19 protein-coding genes and 1 tRNA gene are annotated in these 21312 nt (G+C 62.1%); 11 read left to right on the top strand and 9 right to left on the bottom strand.

The genetic code is table 11. The features are described 5' to 3' along the window. Positions 1–63: 63 nt before the first annotated feature. Positions 64–201 carry a hypothetical protein gene (locus tag JO015_10680; protein ID MBV9999564.1) on the top strand — a complete coding sequence of 46 codons (138 nt, stop codon included), beginning with the start codon at positions 64–66 and terminating at the stop codon, positions 199–201. 610 nt (positions 202–811) lie between these two features. On the opposite strand, the gene JO015_10675 is transcribed toward JO015_10680, so the two are convergent. From JO015_10675 to JO015_10665, 3 genes are all read right to left on the bottom strand, one after another. Continuing rightward, positions 812–1315 carry a lipocalin-like domain-containing protein gene (locus JO015_10675; protein MBV9999563.1) on the bottom strand — a complete coding sequence of 168 codons (504 nt, stop codon included), beginning with the start codon at positions 1313–1315 and terminating at the stop codon, positions 812–814. Between the two features lie 71 nt (positions 1316–1386). Next, positions 1387–2910: a serine/threonine-protein kinase PknK gene (locus tag JO015_10670; protein MBV9999562.1), complete on the bottom strand. Its 1524-nt coding sequence runs from the start codon at positions 2908–2910 to the stop codon at positions 1387–1389. Positions 2911–2957: 47 nt separating this feature from the next. Continuing rightward, positions 2958–3728: a hypothetical protein gene (locus JO015_10665; protein MBV9999561.1), complete on the bottom strand. Its 771-nt coding sequence runs from the start codon at positions 3726–3728 to the stop codon at positions 2958–2960. A gap of 260 nt (positions 3729–3988) precedes the next feature. On the opposite strand from JO015_10665, the gene JO015_10660 reads away from it, so the two are divergent. The 3 genes from JO015_10660 to JO015_10650 all read left to right on the top strand — a co-directional run bounded on the left by JO015_10660 (position 3989) and on the right by JO015_10650 (position 7817). Then, complete coding sequence (locus tag JO015_10660; GenBank protein ID MBV9999560.1) at positions 3989–4882, top strand: DMT family transporter; 894 nt, start codon at positions 3989–3991, stop codon at positions 4880–4882. A gap of 79 nt (positions 4883–4961) precedes the next feature. Next, complete coding sequence (locus JO015_10655) at positions 4962–6077, top strand: inositol-3-phosphate synthase (protein ID MBV9999559.1); 1116 nt, start codon at positions 4962–4964, stop codon at positions 6075–6077. A gap of 180 nt (positions 6078–6257) precedes the next feature. Further along, a complete protein-coding gene (locus JO015_10650) occupies positions 6258–7817 on the top strand; it encodes a sulfatase (GenBank protein MBV9999558.1) in 1560 nt (519 codons plus the stop codon). Positions 7818–8567: 750 nt separating this feature from the next. Here JO015_10650 and JO015_10645 read toward each other — a convergent pair. The 3 genes from JO015_10645 to JO015_10635 form a co-directional block, all read right to left on the bottom strand. Further along, entirely contained in the window at positions 8568–9350 is a 783-nt protein-coding gene (locus tag JO015_10645; GenBank protein MBV9999557.1) for a ChbG/HpnK family deacetylase, read from the bottom strand. A gap of 74 nt (positions 9351–9424) precedes the next feature. Next, complete coding sequence (locus JO015_10640; GenBank protein MBV9999556.1) at positions 9425–10126, bottom strand: hypothetical protein; 702 nt, start codon at positions 10124–10126, stop codon at positions 9425–9427. Then, the gene (locus JO015_10635; GenBank protein ID MBV9999555.1) at positions 10123–10809 is read right to left on the bottom strand and encodes a hypothetical protein; all 687 of its coding nucleotides are present in this window, start codon (positions 10807–10809) and stop codon (positions 10123–10125) included. Before JO015_10635 ends, JO015_10640 begins: the two co-directional genes overlap by 4 nt. A 145-nt stretch (positions 10810–10954) precedes the next feature. On the opposite strand from JO015_10635, the gene JO015_10630 reads away from it, so the two are divergent. Both JO015_10630 and JO015_10625 read left to right on the top strand, forming a co-directional pair. Then, positions 10955–13252, top strand: coding sequence for a hypothetical protein (locus tag JO015_10630; protein ID MBV9999554.1), 2298 nt, complete (start codon positions 10955–10957; stop codon positions 13250–13252). A gap of 41 nt (positions 13253–13293) precedes the next feature. Beyond that, positions 13294–14193 (top strand): deoxyribonuclease IV, encoded by a 900-nt coding sequence (locus JO015_10625; GenBank protein ID MBV9999553.1) that lies wholly within the window; start codon positions 13294–13296, stop codon positions 14191–14193. A gap of 74 nt (positions 14194–14267) precedes the next feature. On the opposite strand, the gene JO015_10620 is transcribed toward JO015_10625, so the two are convergent. The 3 genes from JO015_10620 to purE all read right to left on the bottom strand — a co-directional run bounded on the left by JO015_10620 (position 14268) and on the right by purE (position 18214). Next, a complete protein-coding gene (locus JO015_10620) occupies positions 14268–16256 on the bottom strand; it encodes a hypothetical protein (protein MBV9999552.1) in 1989 nt (662 codons plus the stop codon). Positions 16257–16704: 448 nt separating this feature from the next. Further along, on the bottom strand, positions 16705–17685 hold the full coding sequence (locus tag JO015_10615; protein ID MBV9999551.1) for a threonylcarbamoyl-AMP synthase: 981 nt from the start codon (positions 17683–17685) through the stop codon (positions 16705–16707). 52 nt (positions 17686–17737) lie between these two features. Then, entirely contained in the window at positions 17738–18214 is a 477-nt protein-coding gene (purE, locus tag JO015_10610; GenBank protein ID MBV9999550.1) for a 5-(carboxyamino)imidazole ribonucleotide mutase, read from the bottom strand. 231 nt (positions 18215–18445) lie between these two features. Here purE and JO015_10605 point away from each other — a divergent pair, with 231 nt between their 5' ends. The 5 genes from JO015_10605 to JO015_10585 all read left to right on the top strand — a co-directional run bounded on the left by JO015_10605 (position 18446) and on the right by JO015_10585 (position 21229). Next, positions 18446–18655, top strand: a complete 210-nt coding sequence (locus JO015_10605) for a cold-shock protein (protein MBV9999549.1) — start codon at positions 18446–18448, stop codon at positions 18653–18655. Between the two features lie 88 nt (positions 18656–18743). Beyond that, positions 18744–19268 carry a shikimate kinase gene (locus JO015_10600; protein ID MBV9999548.1) on the top strand — a complete coding sequence of 175 codons (525 nt, stop codon included), beginning with the start codon at positions 18744–18746 and terminating at the stop codon, positions 19266–19268. Continuing rightward, positions 19255–20313 carry a tRNA epoxyqueuosine(34) reductase QueG gene (queG, locus tag JO015_10595; protein MBV9999547.1) on the top strand — a complete coding sequence of 353 codons (1059 nt, stop codon included), beginning with the start codon at positions 19255–19257 and terminating at the stop codon, positions 20311–20313. The genes JO015_10600 and queG overlap by 14 nt, the downstream gene beginning before the upstream one ends. Before the next feature lie 130 nt (positions 20314–20443). Continuing rightward, positions 20444–20529 (top strand) — tRNA-Leu (locus JO015_10590). A 142-nt stretch (positions 20530–20671) separates the two neighbouring features. Beyond that, positions 20672–21229 (top strand): Rrf2 family transcriptional regulator, encoded by a 558-nt coding sequence (locus JO015_10585; protein ID MBV9999546.1) that lies wholly within the window; start codon positions 20672–20674, stop codon positions 21227–21229. Positions 21230–21312 lie beyond the last annotated feature (83 nt).

Below are 21312 nucleotides of genomic sequence, written 5' to 3'. Positions count from 1 at the left end.
CGGCGATCACGGACAGCTCATAAGGATGAATACGAGCACGGAACCGACGACCTGCTTGAGGATGTGGTCGCGGACTATTTTGACGGCGTGCGTCAGATCCGCGGAACGTTCGACAGCCGCTACGACGACCTCAAAAGCGGCAGGGTGAAACCCATCGACGGCGAGGAATTTTTTGAAAAGCTGCGCCGGCGATGGGGTTAGCCAGACGTTCCTGAAACAACGTGGCGCATTACCCACTCCTGGTGGGTCATTTGTCAAAGTTGTGGCCATTAATACCATTCAGAGAGTTGTCTCGGTAGAATGCCGGCTGGAGAGGGCGTCGGCACCGCAGGATGCTCCGTAGCTGGTTGACTCGGTCTTAGGCCCAACGGGCCCGCAGACGGTTTGATGGCCTGAAGGGCCAAAGGAACTTAGCCCAGGGTTTGCCCTGGGTAACCGTCAAATCACGATCGAGCCCTAGAGGGGCGAGCCCTTTGGGCCTGGGCCGTTTATACGGTCTGTTAGATGTAACGCGGGCCGGGCACCTGGGAAACAAGATCCTACCTCCATGGCCGTCGAAATGGTATAAGCGGGAAGCTCACGGGCCTCGGGCATAAGCCGGGCCCACAAGCAACCATCGCGCGCCGTAACCGAACTAAGACCAGGCAGAATTAACGGGCTTCTTAGCGCGGGCCCGGGGAACCCGCAGCCCACGTTGCCCGGGCTCGCGCGCGCTTGGCCCTCAGCGCGGGCGCCAGTTTCACCGCCGTCGCGCAATCCGCGGACCAATCAATGCCAACAACTTCGACAACTGACCCACTAGATACTTCGCCTATTTGGCGCGCTTCCAGACCGAGGTAGCGCTTCCAGTCGCGGATGATCTAGGATTGATCAAGGTGAGTTCGTCCCCGGAAATTTTGAGAACTCGTTTCTGATCGGCTCCCCTCCAGTTTGGGAACGTACTGCCCTCAAGGTGAGAGTTGAGTGTATGATCTGCCTCGCTTACCGAGTACGTGCCGAAGTAGGCAAGGCTCCCCTGCGTGGCTGCCTTGTTTTCTTCTGGAGTTCCTGCCTCGCGATTGTTGGACGCGAATTTAGGAACATCGGAACGAATAAACATTATGGAAAAGCGGCCATTTGGCTCGAAAATTGCCTGGCCTTGCGGATTGGGACCAAAAAAATCGGTCTTCTTGCCGTCCTGCTCTCGCGTGATGGAAACGAGCGTCCACGTCCCCACAAGATCCTTGGCCGTTTGCGCGACCGCCTCGCCTCTGGGCAGAAAAACTCCGAAAATCAGCGCTGACGCCGTGACAACAGCCGAAATGATGCGATTCATGGTGCTCCTTTTGGTTCGGGGGTGTAGTTTGGCGCTCGGGATCGAGCGCGCATTAGGAACGCAGGAGCATATCACAATTCCAGCGGCTCCAAACCGTCGAGTACCAATAACGTGCGTCGCCGGGCGATGAGCCGCGCCAGCCGTTCGCCTTTCTCCCAACCTGAGCCCCGCCGAGGGTCTGGGTCGCCAAACCAACTCAAGGCTGCGTCAAGGAACTCATCGGCCGAGGTCCCTTCCCCGGAAGTGCCTTGCCGGTAAAACGACCAGCCGAACACCCCGTCCGCCGAACGGTAACCCTTGGCCGCCAAGCGCCGCAGCCAATGGTTGACCAGTGCGGACTTGCCCACGCCGCCCCAGGCCACCACGGAAACGACGTTGACCTTCCAATCGTCCCAGGCGGCATCCAGAAACGCCAGGTCCGCCTCCCGGCCGAAGACTTGGCTCGTGGTCACGGGCAGCCGGGCGACGCAAATCTCCTTCGGCCCTCGTCGTATGGACGGCTTCTTGCGGGTGATAGCCCCTCCACCGATCGCCGACGCTGGGCGTAACCCGCGCTGGGTGAGGGTACGGTCCTCCTCAACGGCGGCCGTGACCGTTGCCAGCGCCTGCAGGAGCTGGGCCGGGGTCTGCAACCGCCGCGCCGGGTTTTTCTCCAATAATTTTCGGATCAAGACCACCACCGGTTGAGGCACGCCTTGAAGGCGCTCCAGCGGCAAGGGCGCGCGCCGATGCATCCCAATGACCTCGGCCGCAGAACCGCGGAAAGGCACCTGCCCGGTGAGCGCTTGCCAGAGCGTCACGCCTAACGCATAAAGGTCCGAACGGGCGTCAACCTGCCCCCCGGCGCACTGCTCGGGGCTGGCGAAGGCGGGCGTGCCCACAAAACCGCCGCAGGTTAGGGCGCTCTCCTCCGGACCGGCCACCATTGCCTTAGCCAAGCCAAAATCGATGACCTTCACGAGCCATTCCGGTCCCTTCACCAGCATCAGGTTGGAAGGTTTCAAGTCCCGGTGCACGAGCCCTTGGGCCTCGGCCGCGACCAGCGCACGGGCGACCTGCGTGACGATTGCCAACGCTTCGGGCGCGTCCAGCGGCCCTTCGCGCCGCAGCCGGGCTTCCAGGGTCTCGCCTTCGACCAGTTCCATGGCGTAAAAGCATTGGCCATCGCTTTTGCGCACCCCGTAATAAAGGACCGAGGCGACGTGGGGGTGGCGCAGGTGCGCGGCGGCGCGGGCCTCGCGCAAGAAACGCTCCCGTGCGTCGGTGCGGGCCGCCAGGGGCGCCTCGAGTACTTTGAGCGCCACGGCATGACCCAGGACGGTGTCGATGGCTTGGTAAGTCACGCCCATGGCGCCCCGGCCCAGTTCCTCGAAGGCGCCGTCCGCGCGCCGCACCAGTGCGTAATGGCCAAAGCGGCCTTCTTCCGACAGCCAAGGCCCGTTACCCCCCGGGCAGCCTTCGGTTGCGGATTCAACCCCTAGCGCCCCCTGCAATAAGCAGACCGCGCAGCCCAGGCCCTTCGCCCCGGCCGGGTAGGGCGTGCCGCAGGACGGGCAGCAGGCCTGAGCCGCCCGGCTCGACGGGGCTTCGGGCAAGGGGTCCGCCTCCGCGTTAATCGCCGTTTCCCCCAAAGCGCCCCTTGTCAGGCTTCCACGCGACCCCGGGCCGCCAAAAGCGCCTCGCGCAAGGCCCGCAGCTCGGCGTCGACCTCCGCCGGGTCCTCCAGCGTGCCCTCCACTTCGGCGCGCACCAGCTCCGCATGCCGCCGGCGCAACCGGTGGACGAGCGTCTTCAAGGCAGGCAGCCCCACCTGCAGCCTGCGGGCAGCCTCCTCATACGAAAGGTTGGCCCGGGTGCCTTCGTCCCCCAGAAAACTTTTGAGGGTTCCGAAGGCCTCGCCCCGGCCCGCCGCCGCCTGTTCTTGTTCGAGCTTGAGGGCAGCGCGCCGCAAGACCAGCAACGCCCAGCGCGCGTCGTAGAGGACCTCCGGGGTAAGGGGGTCCTGGGGTTCAAAGCCCAGGCGTCCCTCCTCGTCCTGCCAGTCCAGGCGCAGCACTTCGGCATGCCCGCCGCGTTTCTCGGTACGGGCCCGGCGGCGTTCGTTGGCCATGAAATGCTGAAAAGAGGCCAGCAAAAAGGATCGAAAGCGGCCCTTGGCCCGGTCGGCGCTGCGCAGGGCGCGGTGCTCGATCAGGTGGGCAAAGAAGCCCTGGACCAAGTCCTGGGCGTCCTCGGGGCTGTGGCCCTGCCCCCGGGCAAAGGTGTACAAAGGTCGCCAGTAGCGCGCGCACAGCCGGGCCAGCGCTTGCGGGCCGCCCGGGGCCGCGCTTTGGGCCGCATCGAGCACCACGGTCCAGCGGGTGGGCTCAAAGCCCGCCGGGCTGTACGCCTCGGGGCTGTCCTTCGGGTCCATACGGGCGATACAAAACTCCTTCCTCCAGACCCTCTATAAAACTTTCGGGCGATAAAAAAAGTCAAATCCGATGCAGCCCTTCTGAAACCTTTAGCGCTGAAGCGGTTTGTAAACCGCCATGAATGCGAACGCTTACCTCTGGTTTGGCAGCCCCCTGAGCCTTCCGGCCATCCGTCAAGAACCGCTCCCGATCCTGCGGCCTGCTTAGGCTCCAAAGCACGAATCCTCCGCAAACCGACCTCGATTCCCTGGGTAAAATTATGAAAAAAGGCGTGGTATTGCTGCTCATGACTGCGGTCCTCTGGTCGCTCGGCGGCCTCTGGGTCAAATTCATCGATTGGAACCCGGTGGCCATCGCCGGCGCCCGTGGCCTGATTGCCTTCGCCGTCCTTGCCGTGGCCAAGCCGCAGGCATTGCGCCAGCTCACCTGGGGTGCGGTGCCCGGGGCCCTGGCCTACGCGGCCGTGATGTTCCTGTTCGTGATCGCCACAAAATTAACCACGGCGGCCAACGCCGTGTTCCTCCACTACACGGCCCCGCTCCATATCGCGCTGATTGGTCCCTGGCTGCTGGGTGAGCGCACCCGGCGACGGGACTGGGCGCTTATCGGCCTCGCACTGGGCGGGGTGGCCCTGTTTTTTTGCAATGAACTCGACCTGCAAAGCCGCTGGGGCGTTTTGGCGGGCCTGGGCAGCGGGTTTTGCTCGGCGTGGCTGATCATGCTGATGCGCCGGGCGCGCACGGCTTGCCCCGAAGCCGTGGCCCAACTGGGCAACCTGCTGACCCTTGCCGTCGCCAGTCCCTGGATGTTCCCAGCCCACAACCTGGGGCACAACGCGCTGTGGCTGCTGTTGCTGGGCGGGCTCTCCCTTGGAGTGCCCTACGTGCTCTACTCGCGTGCGATCCGGGAAGTCAGGGCGCTCGACGCCACGTTAATCACCATGGTTGAGCCGATCTTGAACCCCGTCTGGGTGATGCTCGCCGCGCATGAGTGTCCGTCGGGTTGGTCTGTGCTGGGCGGTGCCGTCGTCCTCACCACGTCCCTGATCCGCAGCATCCTGGCCTCCAAGGACGAAGGCCTTTCTACCTCGGCGCGCCGCCCGCCGTCCCCGTTCAAAGGTTCGTGGGCAAGCGCCTCACCCCAACGGCCCTGACCGGCGGGGTGATGCATCTATCCGCGAGGCTCCAGACCCCCAATGCATAAATATGCAACTATCAAAATCCATACAAATCATGAACCCAACCTCCACTTCCCCTACCACGAATCAGAAAAAAGTACGCGTGGCCATCATCGGCGTAGGCAACTGCGCCTCCTCCCTGGTCCAAGGCGTCGAGTATTACCAAAGCGTCGACGCGAACCGGCGAGTACCCGGACTCATGAACCCGATTGTGGGCCCCTACCGCATTCGCGACGTCGAGTTTACGGCGGGCTTCGACGTCAATGAAACCAAGGTGGGCCGGCCCCTGGCCGAAGCCATCTTCGCCAGCCCGAATAACACCCACAAGTTCGCCGATGTTCCCGTAACCGCCGCCCGTGTGTACCGGGGCCCGCTCCACGATGGGCTCGGAAAGTATCTGAAGAAAGCGGTTCCAACCACCGCCCGGGACCCCGAAAACGTCGTCCAGATCCTCAGGGACACCCGGACGGACGTCGTCGTGTCCTACCTCCCGGTGGGCTCCGAGGTGGCCAGCCGATGGTACGCCGAACAGGTCCTGGAAGCCGGTTGCGCGTTTGTGAATTGCATTCCCGTCTTCATCGCGTCCGACAAGGATTGGCGCAAACGCTTTGAGCAGCGCGGGCTCCCCTTGATCGGCGACGACATCAAGAGCCAGGTGGGCGCCACGATCGTGCACCGCGTGTTGACCAACCTTTTCCGGGAACGCGGCGTGCAGCTCGACCGGACCTACCAGCTCAATTTCGGGGGCAATACCGACTTTTTAAACATGCTCGAGCGGGAACGGCTGGAATCCAAAAAGATTTCGAAAACCCAAGCGGTGGTAAGCCAGCTTGGCGACGAGCGGATCGCCGAGCGAAATATTCACGTGGGACCCAGCGATTTTGTCCCTTGGCTCGAAGACCGCAAATTCTGCTACATCCGCATGGAAGGCACCACCTTTGGGGGCGTTCCGCTCAACTGTGAGTTGAAACTGGAGGTATGGGATTCGCCCAATTCCGCCGGCGTCGTGATCGATGCCGTGCGTTGCGCCAAGCTCGCGATGGACCGCGGGATTGGCGGCGTGTTGGAGAGCGCCTCCAGTTACTTCATGAAATCGCCGCCCCGCCAGTTCAGCGACGACGAAGCCCGACAGAAGACGGAAGCGTTTATCCAGGGACGTGAACTCCGCTAGGGCGCGCGTTTTCGGCTTGGCCCCGCGTCCTGCCGGCCTCGGCGGGCAGCGGGCCGCGCATTCGCCGGCAAGCAAGGGGCTTGGACGCCGTCGCCGGTTCCGACCCGCGAGGAACGGCCTCAATAACGGCCTGTGGCGTTGCCTCTAACCCGCAACTTCGGTCCGCACACGATGCATCGTTTGAACACGGTTTTTGTCCTTTTTGACTCATTGAACCGCACCGCGCTCGGCTGCTACGGGGCTAACGGCGTGCACACCCCGAACTTTGACCGCTTCGCCCGGCGCGCCGTCGCTTTCGACCGCCATTACGTCGGCAGCCTCCCGTGCATGCCGGCCCGGCGCGACCTCCATACCGGCCGGCTCAGTTTCATGCACCGGCCCTGGGGACCGCTTGAGCCCTTCGACAATTCGTTCCCCGCGCTGATGCGGGCTGCCGGCGTCTACACCCACTTGATCACCGACCACCTCCATTACTTCAAAGACGGCGGCGCCACCTACCACGGGCGTTTCCAGAGCTGGGAGTTCTTCCGGGGGCAGGAGGATGACGCCTGGAAGGCGATGGTCCAGCCCCCGCTGGAACGCTTCCGAGAGAAATACTCAGCGAAGCAGTACCGCTTCGACCCGGTCAGTCCCCATCGGCAAAATGTCATTAACCGTCAATGGATGCGCGACGAAGCGGCCATGCCGGGACCAAATTGCTTTGCGGCGGCTTTGGAATTCCTGGAGCTCAACCACACCGCCGGGCCCTGGTTCCTGCAGGTGGAGTGCTTCGACCCGCACGAACCCTTTGATGCCCCTCCGCGCTTTCGAGACCTGTACCCGACCGGGTATACCGGGAAAGTGCTGGACTGGCCGCAGTACGAGCGGGCGACCGATAGCGCATTGGAAATCGCCGAGATTCGGGCAAACTACGCCGCGCTCGTGACCATGAGCGACCATTATTTCGGCAAGTTGCTCGATGCTTTCGACCGGCACGGGTTGTGGAATGACACCATTTTGATTCTCTCCACCGACCACGGATTCCTGCTCGCGGAACACGAGTGGTGGGGCAAAAATCGGATGCCATACTACGTGGAGATTTCCCATATCCCGTTGCTCGTTTACCATCCCGCCCACGCCGGCGAAGGGGGATCGCGGCGCCAGGCGTTGACGCAAACGATCGACCTGATGCCGACCTTTTTAAACTGCTTCGAGGTAGACATACCTAAGGAAGTGCAGGGTCATTCGCTGCTCCCCCTCCTGGCCCAGGACCGAGGGTTTCGGACAACCTGCCTGTTCGGCATGTTTGGTGGCCCGTTAGGTGCGTGCGATGGACGTTACGTTCACTACCTCTACCCGCCTGACCTTTACGCACCCGGCCTCTACCAGTACACGCTGATGCCCATGGACCTGCGCTCCCTTTTTACGGCCGAGGAGCTGCGGACGGCGGAGTTGGCGCCGCCTTTTGATTTCACCAAAGGCATGCCGGTGCTGCGCGTGAACGCCCTCAAGGAGCCGCAGCACCTCGCGACGCGGGGTGCGTTGCGATTCGAGCCGGAGCGGGGCACCGTGCTGTATGACTTGCAGAAGGATCCTCAGCAGGCGCAGCCATTCCGAGAACCCGTGATTGAGGAACGTTTCCACCACGAAATGGCCGCCATTCTGGGGGCCCACGATGCACCGGCCGAATTTTACGACCGGTACGGACTTGATCGATTCGAGCGGGAGCGCGTTAAGGCACAGGCCGCGGCCATCGTGTAGACCAAGGGGACCCGCTGCGCCATGAACCCGAACGTTTCGATGCACGTGTCTCGAGCCTGCCCAGCCTGCGGCACCGCCCTATCCGGCCCGAGGCGACGGCACGGGCTGTCCGGTGTGTTTGCTGGAAGGGGCGATGGAAACCGAACCGGAAGGCGAATGCGATCCGCCGCGCGCAGAGTCATCCACGCCCTCCACCCTACACCGGTTTTGAAGTTGGTTGAGCGGCTCGTTGCGCGAGTGAGACGGCCAGAGGGGGTGGCCGGTGGCCTTGCTTGCTCCGGCCGACCGAGCCGATTTTAGCCCCGAAGGGGCGGCAGAACCTAGCCCAGGGTTTTACCCTGGGAAGCGGCCCTCTTCCTCGTCGGAGGCCTGAAGGGCCGGCAGAAGGTGTCGCTCGCATTTTCTGCCGCCCCTTCAGCAAATCCAACCCGGCGGGGCGGGTGTTTGTCAGGATGGGCGTACAGGCGTGACGCCTTAGGAGGGCTCAACGCTGAGGGGGATGGCGTTCCCAGGGTAAAACCCTGGGCTAGGTTCTGCCGCCCCTTCGGGGCTAAAACCGGCTCAACCATCCTCAGAAGGGGTGTAAGCAGGCTGTCAAACGTTTTGTTTCACTGAGCATGCCTCACTCACGATCACCGCAGGGGGATCAGGCAGCGGCTTCGCCTCAGCAGTAACGTATGGCCATCGTACGCGTCGGACCAACCACCCCCAGGGGGCACCCGTCAAGGCTGTGGTTGGTCACACGCATGCCTACGAGTTTACCGGGGCGCGCACCGCCCGGCTTGAGCAGAGGACAACGCCGCGGTGCCGGATCGCTTCCAGGATGATGTCGGGGTCGGGTTCAACGGTCTCCGCGCCCGGATGATAATAGATCTCGGCCAGCTGGCCGGGTCGAATGGAACGAACGCAGGCCAGAAAATTCTCCGTGTTCATTCGTCCGCTGTACCGTAATCCATAAAGGGCGTCTGCGCAGGCAAGCGGTCGCCTGCCCTGTAAACGGCGGAGTGCATCGTCACTCAACCGGTTGAAGACCTGTTCCAGAATGTTTCCGGGCAGTGGAGACCGTACCAGCCGCACGTAACTGAAACCGCTACCCGCGCTGCGGGCGGCGTGCCCGAAGATCTTTGGATGCAGGTGCAGGTGACAGTGACCGTCCCAATAAGCAGTGCCGAGGCCAAGCCGGCGAAAGGCGGTGAATTGCGCTTCGATCTCACCGGCAAGGTCGTGTTCCCAGCGGGGGTCAACGGCATACCGCAAACCGGCCACAAGCGGGCTGGCCGGCAGACGGCGGCTGGCGTCCGTCAATCGAGACGCCCTCAACGCGTGGCCGGCGCATAAAGTAAGGTGCAGGCCCACGGTTAACCCCGGGCATCGTTTGGCGATGCGCACCGCCTCGGCCGCGGCAAACCCCGAAACCATCAGGCTGGCCTGCTGCAACAGGCCGCTTTCGTAGGCGCGATGGATCGCTTCATTGACTCGGCTGCTCGCGCCGAAGTCGTCACCGGTCACAATCAGACGGGCCGCTGCCGGCATGGCTGCACCATGAACGGTGAACGGCGCATATACAAGACAAGACCCAAGCGTCCATCGCACCGCCGGTCCTGTTGCTAGGGTTCCTGCGGACGATTAATCAGCGCAAGGATGTGGCGCTTCTTCTGTTCATAGCTTAAAGAGTGAAAGTTTCGAATCTCTTCCAGCCGGCGCGCGCCATTCAAGGTATCAAGAAAATGGGTGTACGATGCCGCCAGTTCGCCGGTCTCCAGGTATCGCGCCCGCAGGTTCTCATCCTTGTAAGCGTCCGGGGCCTGGCATTCAAAGAGATGAAACCTGAGCCACCGCCGGTCGGCCCGTGAAACCCGTTGGGTACGCCGGAAAAACGCCACGAACAACAAGAGCACCAGGTAGGTGTCAACCAAACCCTGAAGCTCAAGGTTGCGTGCAAAATCCTCAGCGGCAATCTGGCGCAGACCGGCTTTAAACTGCAGTGCGGCGTGCAACGCGTGGTTAATCTCTTCGACGAACATGATCAGTGACCGGATATTCGAGTCGGACAAACCTAACCGGGGATCGTGCCGCTCGAGCTGTTCGATCAACCAGCTTGAATAATAAATACCTACGTACAGGCGGTCGTCGGCCGTCCGCAAAAAGGTGCGCGCCAGATCGTTCAACTCGCACGCAGAAGCGCCGGCGAGCCTGGTTAGATGGGCGCAACGCGATCGATCTATCAGGCATTCCTCAAGATTAATGCCGGCGCTCGCATAGGTGCGCTCGAACAAACGCTGAACTTCACTGAACAAAGTCGGGTTCATCCAAATGAAGGCATCCGATGGTCACCATTTAAATCTAACAACTCTTCGGCCAGCCGGTTCAGGGCCACCCGGCAATGATGAAACTGGTCAGCCAGGTTTTCGAACAGGTCACTCATTTCGAAACGCCGCGCCACCTGGTGCGAAGCCACCACTTGAAAACTGCGGCGCCCCATGTCCTCGTAAAACGCACACGACGGCGCCCCGCGCAAACTGCGCCGCTCGACGTTGTCATGGAAAATGCCGGTGATGAACAGGGCGTAATTACCGATGTGCGTCCGGATCAGGAAGGTTTCAAAAGAGCTCGCGTTGCGGAGTGCCAGCAGCAGGTCGGAGACATAGGTGCTTTGCACGTTTTCCATCAAGCCCTGAAGCCGGCGCGTCCGTGTGAAATCCTCAAGCAGCGCCGCCACGTAATCCGCCAGGTTCCGATCAGTTATCCCTGAGCGTTTTAAGGCAAGCCTGGCTAAGATATAAAAGTAGAACTGCGGAGAAATGGTCAGATTGGATGGGTTTTCCAGCACCGCACGGACGAGCACTTCGTGGTCGAGAATCTGGTCACGCGTTTCTGCGTCGGTCAGCAAATCGACCAAGCTGACGGCCTGAGGTTCATGCTTCGTGAGCGCACGGACCATGAACCCGAAATCGTCCGCCGTAAAGCGTGCCCGACAATTCGGTTGAATCATCGGGAATTATTCTTTAGCAGCTTATGTGCCCGCTTGGCAAACCAATTTGCACCAGGTTATTCATTCATGAAAAGCCTCCCCCGTTCATACCTCATACGAATCGCGGTTGCCTCCGGGATTGGGTGCTGACAAATTTTTGTTTCACGTGAAGCTCGCCCGTTTACTCTCGGCGTACCGGTGGTTGGTGGTCGCGTTGACCCTGGCCGGCTTGAGCTGGGCCGGCTACTACGCCTATGACAAAGGTTTTGGCCGCCGCTGGCGCGCCTTATTGGCCCACGAGTTCAAACGTTTCGGCCTCGTCATCAACGTACGCCGGCTGACCCTCGACCCGTTCCGCGGGCTCGTCGCGCAGGATGTTGACATCTTTGAGGACGAGGCCATGGACAACCTGCTCGCGCAGGTGAGTAACCTCTCACTCGACATCAATTACGCAGCGCTTTTCCAGCACGAACCGGCCCTGAACGCGGTCGACCTGCGTGACGCGCGGCTGTTGATCCCACTCCAGCCGAACCGCGACGGCTCCCTGCGTCTTTATGCCGGCAGCGTGCAGGCCCGCATTTACTTCATACCCGGCCGGATCGAAATCCGCCAGCTGAGTGGCGACGTTCTCGGCATCCGCTGCACCGCTTCGGGAACCCTGATCAATCCCGAAAATTTCAGCGGCCTCTCCCCGGATGCAAATGCCAGGCCGCACAGCAACGACCGGTTCCTGAGCGGTATCATCGGCGAGATTCAGCGGCTGCGTTCGGCGAAAGGGCCGCCGCAATTGAACTTTACGTTCCAGGGGGACATGGCCGACCTGGCTTCATTGCGCATTGAGGACGGGTCCTTCCAGGCCAGGCAGATTGAGCGCCTCGGCTACCGGCTGGAAGACGTCAGCGCGGAATTCAAGGTCGAACAACAGCGGCTCGAAGTGCGCCGGATGCACCTGCGCGACGCCAAAGGCGAGGCGCTGGCTTCGGGCTCATGGGACTTCGTTTCAGGCGACAAAACCTTCCAGGTCCGCACCAGCCTGGATCTGCCGGCGCTTCTCGGTCCTGATCCCCGGTGCCTGTGGGCCCGTGACTGGAGTTTTCCGCGCGGACCGCAGGTCGAGTTGAGCGGCGCGGTTCGGGCCGACGGGCACGTCCGCTTCCTGGGCAGCGTCGCGTGCGATCAGTTCGTTTATCGCGGAGTCGGTTTCCTAAGCCTGCATGCCAACTTCTCCAAAGACGGCCTGACCTGGATGTTGACCGACGCTGAAGTCGGTCACCGGACGGGTACCCTGGCCGGTGAAGTTTTGCGGCGGCCGGGCGAGTTTCGGCTTCGCCTGCAGTCCGGGATCGACCCGCAGGCGCTTGCCCCGCTGCTGGCGTCTTCCTTCCAGGAACGGCTGGCCGAATGGGAATTCCAGGCTTCGCCGGTCCTGCAGGTCAATCTCCGGGGGGACGCTCCCTTTCCGGACCGGCTCACCGGCAGCGGCCAGATCTGGCTCGGCCACACGAAGTTCCGGGGCGTGTCCTTTAATTCCGGCAGCGCCCGGTTCCAGGTCCGGGACGGCGTCATAAACTTTGACGCCGTACGCATTGCACGTGACGACGGGGATTGCACGGGTGCGTTCGCGTTCGACGCCGGGAACGGCGCCCTGACGCTCAAGTCACTCGAGGCGAAAGTTTCGCCGGTAGCCCTCGCCACCTGGTTGCGCCCCGAGCTGAGCCGGCAGCTCGAAGGGTTCAGGTTCGAACAGAATCCGGCCGTCGTCGCCGAGGGTGACCAGGACGGCGGGCACGCGCGCCTCTCGGTCCAGGCGCCGTTTACCTACCGTTTGGCGGGGCAGCAGCTGCGGTTTGACTCGGCTGATGCCGCGGTTAACTGGCGGCCCGGCCAGCCGGCCAGCGTTCATTTTGATGGCCGGGCCGGCGGCGGCACCTGGATAGCCGATCTTGAGATCGGCGCCGATCTGGAACTGCAGCGGTCAGCCATGCAGCTGTCGGACATCCCCTGCAGCGACGTCGGCTCGCTGTTAGGGCCGGCCGGCCGCTTGTCCGGGACGGTGGAATTTGCGGCCGCGGCCGACGATCCTCTGGGTTTCCAGGCCGACCTCACTGCGCGTGGCACTCAGCTCCAGCAGGCCGCCCCCCTGCGCGCATTCCTGCCGCTCTTGCGGTCGCTGCAATTCGGCGACGCGATCGACGTTGCCCTCCAGGTCAATGGTGAGCACGGTACCCTGCGCGTGCCCCGGTTGCAGTTCGCATCCGGCCCGCATCACCTCGATCTAAGTGGCGCGATCCAGCTCTTCGGGGCTTCCCTCGACCTGTCCGGAAATTACGACGGCCGCCTCAACGTACGGGTGAGCGGCACGCTGGCCGAACCGGTCTGGGAGACGGGAGAGAATGCCGCAAATGGAGGAGGTTTCGAGTGTCGGGTGTCGGGTCTCGGAAAAATGCCACAAATGACGGAGTGAAGAGAATGTCACGGCGGATAATGCCACGAACGCCCCAACCTCTGCCGCTGGTCGGAGCGCACATGTCCATCGCCGGCGGACCGGTCAAAGCGCTCGAGCGCGGGCGTTCGATCGGCTGCACCGCCGTTCAGATCTTTGTTAAGAACAATCTGCAATGGTTTGCCGACCCGTTCCCGGAAGCGGAGGTAACCCGCTTTCGCCGGTACCCTGACCGCCCCGGCTCCGTGTTCGGCCATACCGGCTACCTGATCAACCTTGGAACGAACAAGGCCGAGTTTATGGAAAAGTCGCTGCGGAGCCTCCACGAAGAGCTGGTGCGCGCCGATCAGCTACAACTGCCTTTTTTGGTGTTGCACCCCGGCGCGCATCTGGGAGAGGGCGAGGCCGCAGGCCTGGCCCGCGTCGCCCGGAGCCTTGACTCCGTTTTTGGAGGCCTGCCCCAGGGGCAGTGCAAAATCGCCCTCGAAATTACGGCCGGGCAGGGCAGCTGCCTCGGGTATAGCTTCGAGCACCTCGCCGACATCATCAGCCGTTGCCTTTTCCCGGAACGCCTATGCATCTGCCTGGACACCGCTCACCTGTTTGCGGCCGGGTACAACCTTTCGACCGCCAAAGGGTTCTGGAAAATGATGAGGGAGTTTGACCGGATCATCGGCCCGGATCGGCTCGCCGCCTGGCACCTGAACGATTCCAAAACCGTGCTTAATTCCCGCGTCGATCGCCATGAGCACATCGGCACGGGTAAAATCGGTTTGGAACCGTTCCGCGAAATCATCACCGCCCCGGAATTTCGCGCCGTGCCGAAAGTGTTGGAAACCCCCAAACAATCCGATCTGGAGGAAGACGTGAAGAACCTGGCGACGCTACGCGGGCTGGCAGAAGAGAATGCCACAAATGAAGAAGTGGCGGGTAACGAGGAGCGGGTGCCGGGTGCCGGGTGAAATGCCGCGAATGGAAGAGCACCTGATTTGGGGCCCTTCTTCTTGAGATTACACGGCTGACGAATCAAGGAAGGTCACCGGCGTGGTAAAGCAGAATGCCACAGATAGAGATGCCGGTTACTCGTGGCATTCGACTCGACACCCGACACCCGGCACCCGGCACTCGACACCTCCTCCATTTGTGGCATTTTTCCGCTTGTGGCATTTGTGGCATTCTCCACGTGGTTGAAGTCGCGCACGTAAACCTCGTTCCGGACGTAGAATCCTGCGTAATGGTAATGTTGCCGGAGGTAGGCCAGAGTCGGCGCCGCCCAAACGCTGAAGCGGGAGGACGGAGTTTCGTTCATCGGTACATCGTCCACCAGCACGACTGCCGGGCGGTAATGCTCAATCTGGCCGATGGCAAAAGCATCAAAGCCATCGGGCCGGGTTACGTTGTCAACGTACAGGTTCCATTGGTAGGACGGCCGGTTGGTCATAAAGTTAACCGTTGGCCCGTACGGATAGCAGATCACATAATCGTCAGGCGCGGCGTAGCGATGAATTAACCGGTAGAGTTGCTGGAACTGCATTTTCTGATCCGGGGGAAGGTATGCAACGACGCCGTTATCGGCGGTGAACTTCACTTCGTGGGGTTGCTTGATGGCGATTGAGCCCATGGAAGGCCGGCCGAGCCCGTAACGCGTGTAGATACCCAGATGCACCGCCGTAAGGAGCAGCCAGACCGAAGCCATGATCCTGAGCCAGGCCGGCCGCGACTTCCTGCACCGGGCCAGCGCCGGGGCGGCCGCCAGGCCGGCGAACACCATAAACGGGCACATCATTTCACTCACGTGCGGCGGATCCGGCCGGAAAAAGAGGTATTGCGGAAACAGGGTCAACGTTGAGGCCAGCGCGATGAACAATGAAAAGAGCGAGGCCCGGACAGACGGGCGGCGAAACGCGAGCACGAACAGGCCGGCCAGCACCGTTCCGATCAAACCGGCGGCGAACACCGGGTAGTAGATGATAAACGCCAGTTCCCGCTGTTTGGAACGTTCGGCCAAGAAGACGTCACGCAACGGCGGGAGCGGACGCATGCGGCGGTCGACCTCCGCTTTGCCTTCCTGCAGGGTCGTGTCATCCTGAACCGTCCTGCCGTTTTGAGGGTTGTCGGCGGCGCCCGTCGCCGGCGTGCCGGCAACCGGCTGCAGTGCCGGCCTGACGGAGAGTCCAGCTCGCGGTGAACGCCAGTCGGTGGTGTTGGGTTGCAGCTTCGTCGCCAGATCGTGGAACCGGGCCGCCAGGTACGAGACGTAATATTCGTATTGCGCCCGGAACTGGGCCCGGAACCCATGCCGGGCGGCATAAACGTCCACCGGTTCATGGGTGGCGATGAACATTCCCGGGATCAGGACCAGGAAGACGCCTGACGTCGCCAGGCGAGCCGCCCGGCCGCCTTGACCCAGGCCCAGGTTAAGCACGATTCCCGCCAGCGCGATGAGCAGAAAGAAAATGCCCAGGTCAATCCGAATGAGAAACGTGATCCCGAGCATGGCGGCGGCAACTGCGGCCCAGGCGAGCCGACCGCGAAGGCGCGGCTGCGGCAGAACAAATACTTCCAGCAGACAGGCAAGGTTAGCCACCCCCAGGAAGCCCATGTAGTTGCGAAACTGCATGCCGGGCACGAGCACGAGCAGCACCCCGACCACCGCGGCCAGCCAAACCCGGCCGGTGGACCGCAGCACCGCCCGGTACCCAAGCAACGCGGTCAGGGTACACAGGGCAAAAAAGAAAAGGCGGACGGCAGTAAAGTTGGGTCCGAAAATCTTGAACAATCCCACGATGGGCAGAAACCAGAGGAGATTATAGCCTAGAAAGGTGTCCACGATCGGGCGTTGTCCCTGGAGAATGCGCTGGGCGATGACGGCCACCGTTCCTCCTTCACCCATGATGTCGAGGCCGGACAATGCATAAGAACCGTAGTAGCACAGGCCAAAAATCAGAATCGCGATCAGCCCGAGAACGCCGAACAGTTTTCGCCCCGGCCAAGGAATGGAGGAAAGCACCGGGTTGTTAATCATGACAGAGTGTCGGGTGCCGGGTGCCGGGTGTCGAGTGCCGTCACACCACGGGCACAGCGATCGGGCGGGCACAACGTAAGAGTTCACACGGCGAACACGGCGGAAAGATTAAATCATCCGCAGAACACGCAGAGAACGCAGAACAGAGAAAACATCCACAGATTACACAGATTGACGCAGATTAAGAAGACCTGGCAACTCGAAGGTTGACACTCGCACCCACCCCCCATGCTGCCGCTCCGAACTCCGAACTCCGAACTCCGAACTCCGAACTCCGAACTCCGAACTCCGAACTCCGAACTCTTTCCCCCTCTTCCCGCCGTGTTCGCCGTGGTCCGCCGTGTTCGCCGTGTGAACTCTTACGTTGCGCCCGCCGGACCCGCTGTGCCCGCCGTGTGACCGAACTCCGAACTTTACCCGACACCCATTACCCGTTACCCGCCACTCTTCATCTGGGTTCTCGCTTTGCCGCGGCGCGCCGGAGCCGGTTCATGATCGCAGCGCCGATCCCCCTTTCGGGCACCCGTTGGACGTAAATCACCTCGACCCCGGGCCGGTCGTCGGCTTCGCGCAACAGCCGGAACAAACGCGCGGCGCCCTCGGCAAGGTCCTGGTGTTCGCTCAGGGATGCGGCAAACGCAAAGTCACCGGTTTCGGGTAGGGCACCCCAGGCCAGGAGGGCAGCGCGCCGGGGGCCGGTAATCTCGTCAGGGCGATCAATCAGGATTACCGGGCGATTCGGCGCGTAGTGACTCGGCAGTTGTCCCGGCGCTTCAACCGGTCCCGATGCGGCCGGCGCAAGGGAAACCACTTCCCCGAAATCACATAATGCCTCAGCCGTGACCGGGCCGGGGCGGAGGATCTCCAGGCGTTCCCCGGTCGGCCGCACGATGGTCGACTCCAGGCCGATGCGGGTGGGACCACCGTCCAGGATCAGGGGAATCCGGCCGTGCAGCTCAGCAAGCACGTGCGCCGCGGCGGTGGGACTGATGCGGCCAAACCGGTTGGCGCTGGGGGCGGCCAGGGGAACCCGGGCCGCCTGCAGCACCTGCCTGAACACCCGGTGGGCCGGGGCGCGGACCGCCACCGTTTCCAAACCGGCGGTAACGGAATCGACTATGGCCGGCGCGCGAGGAAGCAGAAGGGTCAGCGGTCCCGGCCAAAACCGCCGGGTGAGCCCATCGACCTGGGCCCGGATCGGCCCGGTCATGCGCACGAGGGGCTCGATGAACTCAACGCCCGCCACGTGGATAATCAACGGGTCGAAGGCGGGACGCATTTTGACGGCAAAAATCTTCTCTACCGCCTCAGGATGGAGCGCGTTACCTGCCAGGCCGTAGACGGTCTCGGAAGGTAACGCGACGACCTCGCCGGCGAGCAAGAGTGCAGCGGCCTGGGCGATTGCCCGTGGCTGGGTACCATCGACGATTTCTGTTAGGTAATTCTCCAAAAACCAGAATGTCCGTAATGTTAGTAAATAACTATGACGGTTGGGTTTCGTCTTCTAACTGGTCGCGCAGCACCCTCTCGGTCTGGGCCGCGCGGTACGCTACCAACTTATCCCGCAGCTGTGAATCTTGCAGGGCCAGGATGGCGATGGCGGCCAAGGCGGCATTTCTGGCACCGGCTTCACCGATGGCGAGGGTAAGCACCGGGATTCCGGCGGGCATCTGCACGATGGAGAGCAAAGAGTCGACCCCGCCGAGGGCGCGGCTGCGTACGGGCACGCCGAGGACGGGCAGGTGCGTATGGGCGGCGATCATGCCCGGCAGGTGGGCGGCCCCGCCGGCGCCGGCAATGATGACGTTGAGGCCGTTTTGTTCCGCGTCCCTGGCAAACTGCGTCAACAACTCCGGAGTTCGGTGCGCAGAAACGATCCTGCGCTGGTGAGCGACTCCGAACTGTTCGAGGATGGACACGGCGTGGCGCATGGTTTCCCAGTCCGACCGGCTGCCCATGACGACGGCTATTTTTGCTAAGTCTGGCACGATAGGGTTGAAGTTTCGGAAGTCTGTTAGCTTAAAATTTTCGGGACGTGAACCAATGTCATGCTAAACGCTTGACCTTTTTCAGCGCTGCCCGATATGCTGCCGCCCTCGAGACAGTTCCTTCGTCGCGGAGTTCTACATCGTCAGTGCGACGACGCAAGAACTTCAGCAACTAATGGACTGGCTCGGTCTGTCGAGAGTATGGCTAAAGGTACAGTTAAATGGTTCAACGAGAAGAAAGGTTTCGGCTTCATTGTCGATCCTGAAGTTCCAACGGATATCTTCGTTCATTTTTCCGTGATCCAAGCGGATGGGTTTAAAACTCTTAACGAAGGCGAGACGGTAGAGTACGAACTTTATCAAGACGAAAAAGGAGCAAAGGCGCGGAACGTTGTTCGGACAATCGCATAGGGGTGCCTACGCGGGGCCGGCCACCAACACGCGAATGAAGCGGTAGTATTTGACGTTGACGCTTCCAAACATTGTGCTGGTTGGCTTTATGGGCTCCGGAAAGTCTTCCGTGGGCCGGGAATTGGCGCGCTGCACCGGGTATCGTTTTCGCGACACGGATTTACTTGTCCGTTTGCGAGTAGGCAAATCGATTCCGGAAATTTTCGCGGCGTATGGAGAAGCTTTTTTCCGCGCAGAGGAAAGCGAGGTCCTGCGTGCTCTGCAAACGGAGCGCGCGATGGTGCTTGCGACCGGCGGCGGGATTGTGCTGGATCCGGCGAACGGCCCCTTGCTGAGGCAGCTCGGCCCGGTCATTTGGTTAACCGCCGATGAACCGACCATCTGGGCGCGCGTGAGCCGAAATGCGACCCGACCTCTCCTGCACACCGCCAATCCCCGGCAAACGGTACGCCAGCTATTGAGGACGCGGCAGGGCTTATACGCCGCCGTCGCCGATTTTTCGGTGGATTCGTCCGGCCTCAACCATCAGCAGGTCGCTAGGCAAGTCCTGGCGGCCGTGCGAAACTGGTCTGGTCGTGGGGACGAAAGAGCTACTCCAGATGCGGGCCGTTGAGCTCGGCTTTGACGCGTGCCGGATCGCGGAGGCACAGACGGCGCGCCATGCCGATCGCTTTCTGGCGTGGCTGCGCGAGGGGCACCATGGCGACATGCACTGGCTGGCGCGCGACCCTCATCGGCGAACGGATCCGCGCCGGGTTCTGCCGGGAGCGTGTTCGGTCGTGGTCGTGGCGGCCAATTATTATCAGGGCGGCTCCTTCCGAATGGGCCCCGGGCGTTTTGCCCGTTACGCCTGGGGTATGGACTATCACGACGTCCTGCTGCCGAAGCTCCGGCAACTGGCCGATTTTCTCCGCGAACGTGGCGGCAGCCAAAAATGTTACGTTGACACCGGCCCGGTCCTGGAACGCGATTTCGCCTCGGAGTCCGGGGTGGGCTGGCAGGGCAAGAGCACCCTTTGCCTGAACGAGCGGCTCGGCACCTGGTTTTTTCTCGGCACGATCCTGACCACGCTGGCGCTGGAACCGGATCCGCCGGCGCGCGGGCACTGCGGCAGTTGCCGCCGCTGCCTTGACGCGTGTCCTACCGGCGCGCTGACGGCGCCGTACCGGCTTGAGGCCACGCGCTGCCTCTCTTATCTGACGATCGAACACCAGGGATCGATTCCCGAGGAGTTTCGTCCGGCCCTGGGCGACCGTGTTTACGGATGCGACGATTGCCTTGAAGCCTGTCCCTGGAACCGGTTCGCCGCCCAGGCACGGGAATTACAATTTTACGAAACCGCGCCGGTTCGGGATTTCTCGCTTAACCGGCTCGCGACGTTGAGCGAGGACGATTTTCGCGTTCTGTTCCGCCGGTCGCCCGTGAAACGCCTGAAGTGGCGGCGTTTCATGCGAAACGTTTGCGTGGCTCTGGGCAACGCCGGGGATTCGGGCGACCTGGCGGCATTGCGCCGCCTGGAGGCATGCGGGGATTCGCTGGTCGCGGAGCACGCGCGCTGGGCGGTTGCCCGAATCGAGACCCGCTGCGGGGTTATGCCGCCCGCCGGCAGCCCCGACGAGGCCGGGGACGGAAACGGGGCCGGCGGCAAATGGCGCTGAGGCTGGTTGCAGGCCCCTGAGCCGGCATCCTACCAAGGTAACTGTCTGAATGGGATGACTGCCGGGTAAACCTGGAAATTTGTCCCTTGCGTTTTTGGCGGATGCACTTACTGGTTCATTTCGCCCGGAAGCCGACGTGGCGGAATTGGCAGACGCGACGGACTCAAAATCCGTTGTCCCTCAAAGGACGTGTGGGTTCGACCCCCTCCGTCGGCACCGGGCGGGGATGCCCGGCACCGGGTCTGCAGCCGGGGCGGCGTCCGGCCTCGCACTTCGCCTTAAAAAACGCCTGGATTATGGAATCAGGTGCGGCAGATGTGTTATGTTGGGCGCGGAGAAACTTTTACTATGAGGCGCCGTGAAGCTTTCTAAACGGGGTGAGTACGCGCTGCGGGCGCTGATCGATTTCGGTTTAGCCCGGGCGTTAGGCAAGCCGCTGCTGCAGGTCAATGAACTGGCCCGGAAAGAGGACATCCCGGTTAAGTTTCTCGAGCAGATCCTGATGCAGCTAAAGGCGGGCGGCTATCTGGAGAGTCGTCGAGGCAAACACGGCGGTTACTTACTGGCGGCGCCGCCGGAGCAGATCCGGATTGGTCAGGTTGTCCGGCTTATCGATGGGCCGCTGGCGCCTATCGCCTGCGTAAGCCAGACCGCGTACAGCCGTTGTACCTGCCCGGACGAAGAACATTGCGGGCTGCGTATGCTGATGCAGGACGTGCGCAACGCCATTTCGAATATCCTCGATCGGTTTACCCTGGCAGAGGTGGTAGAGGTGACCCTGCGAAAGATGCGGCGCGATCGTGTACCGCTTCCTTTCGCGGCCGAGACGGTTCTCAAATCCCTGGCCACCGCAGGCCGGGGGCGTTCCGGCGGTTCCCGTAAAGAGGCGCGCAACGGCCCGGTCCGGAGCAAGTGAGGTTGTGAATACGCCGGGGCGCGCGTGAGTTAGTCGGGGGCTCGGACGGGTGCGGGTTGGAATGAAAAACTCCTTTACGCCCG

This window comes from Verrucomicrobiota bacterium (assembly GCA_019247695.1).
Classification (GTDB): Bacteria; Verrucomicrobiota; Verrucomicrobiia; order Chthoniobacterales; family JAFAMB01; genus JAFBAP01.
Note: the sequence above shows the minus strand (reverse complement) of the source record. Positions and strands in the feature narration are given on the sequence as shown.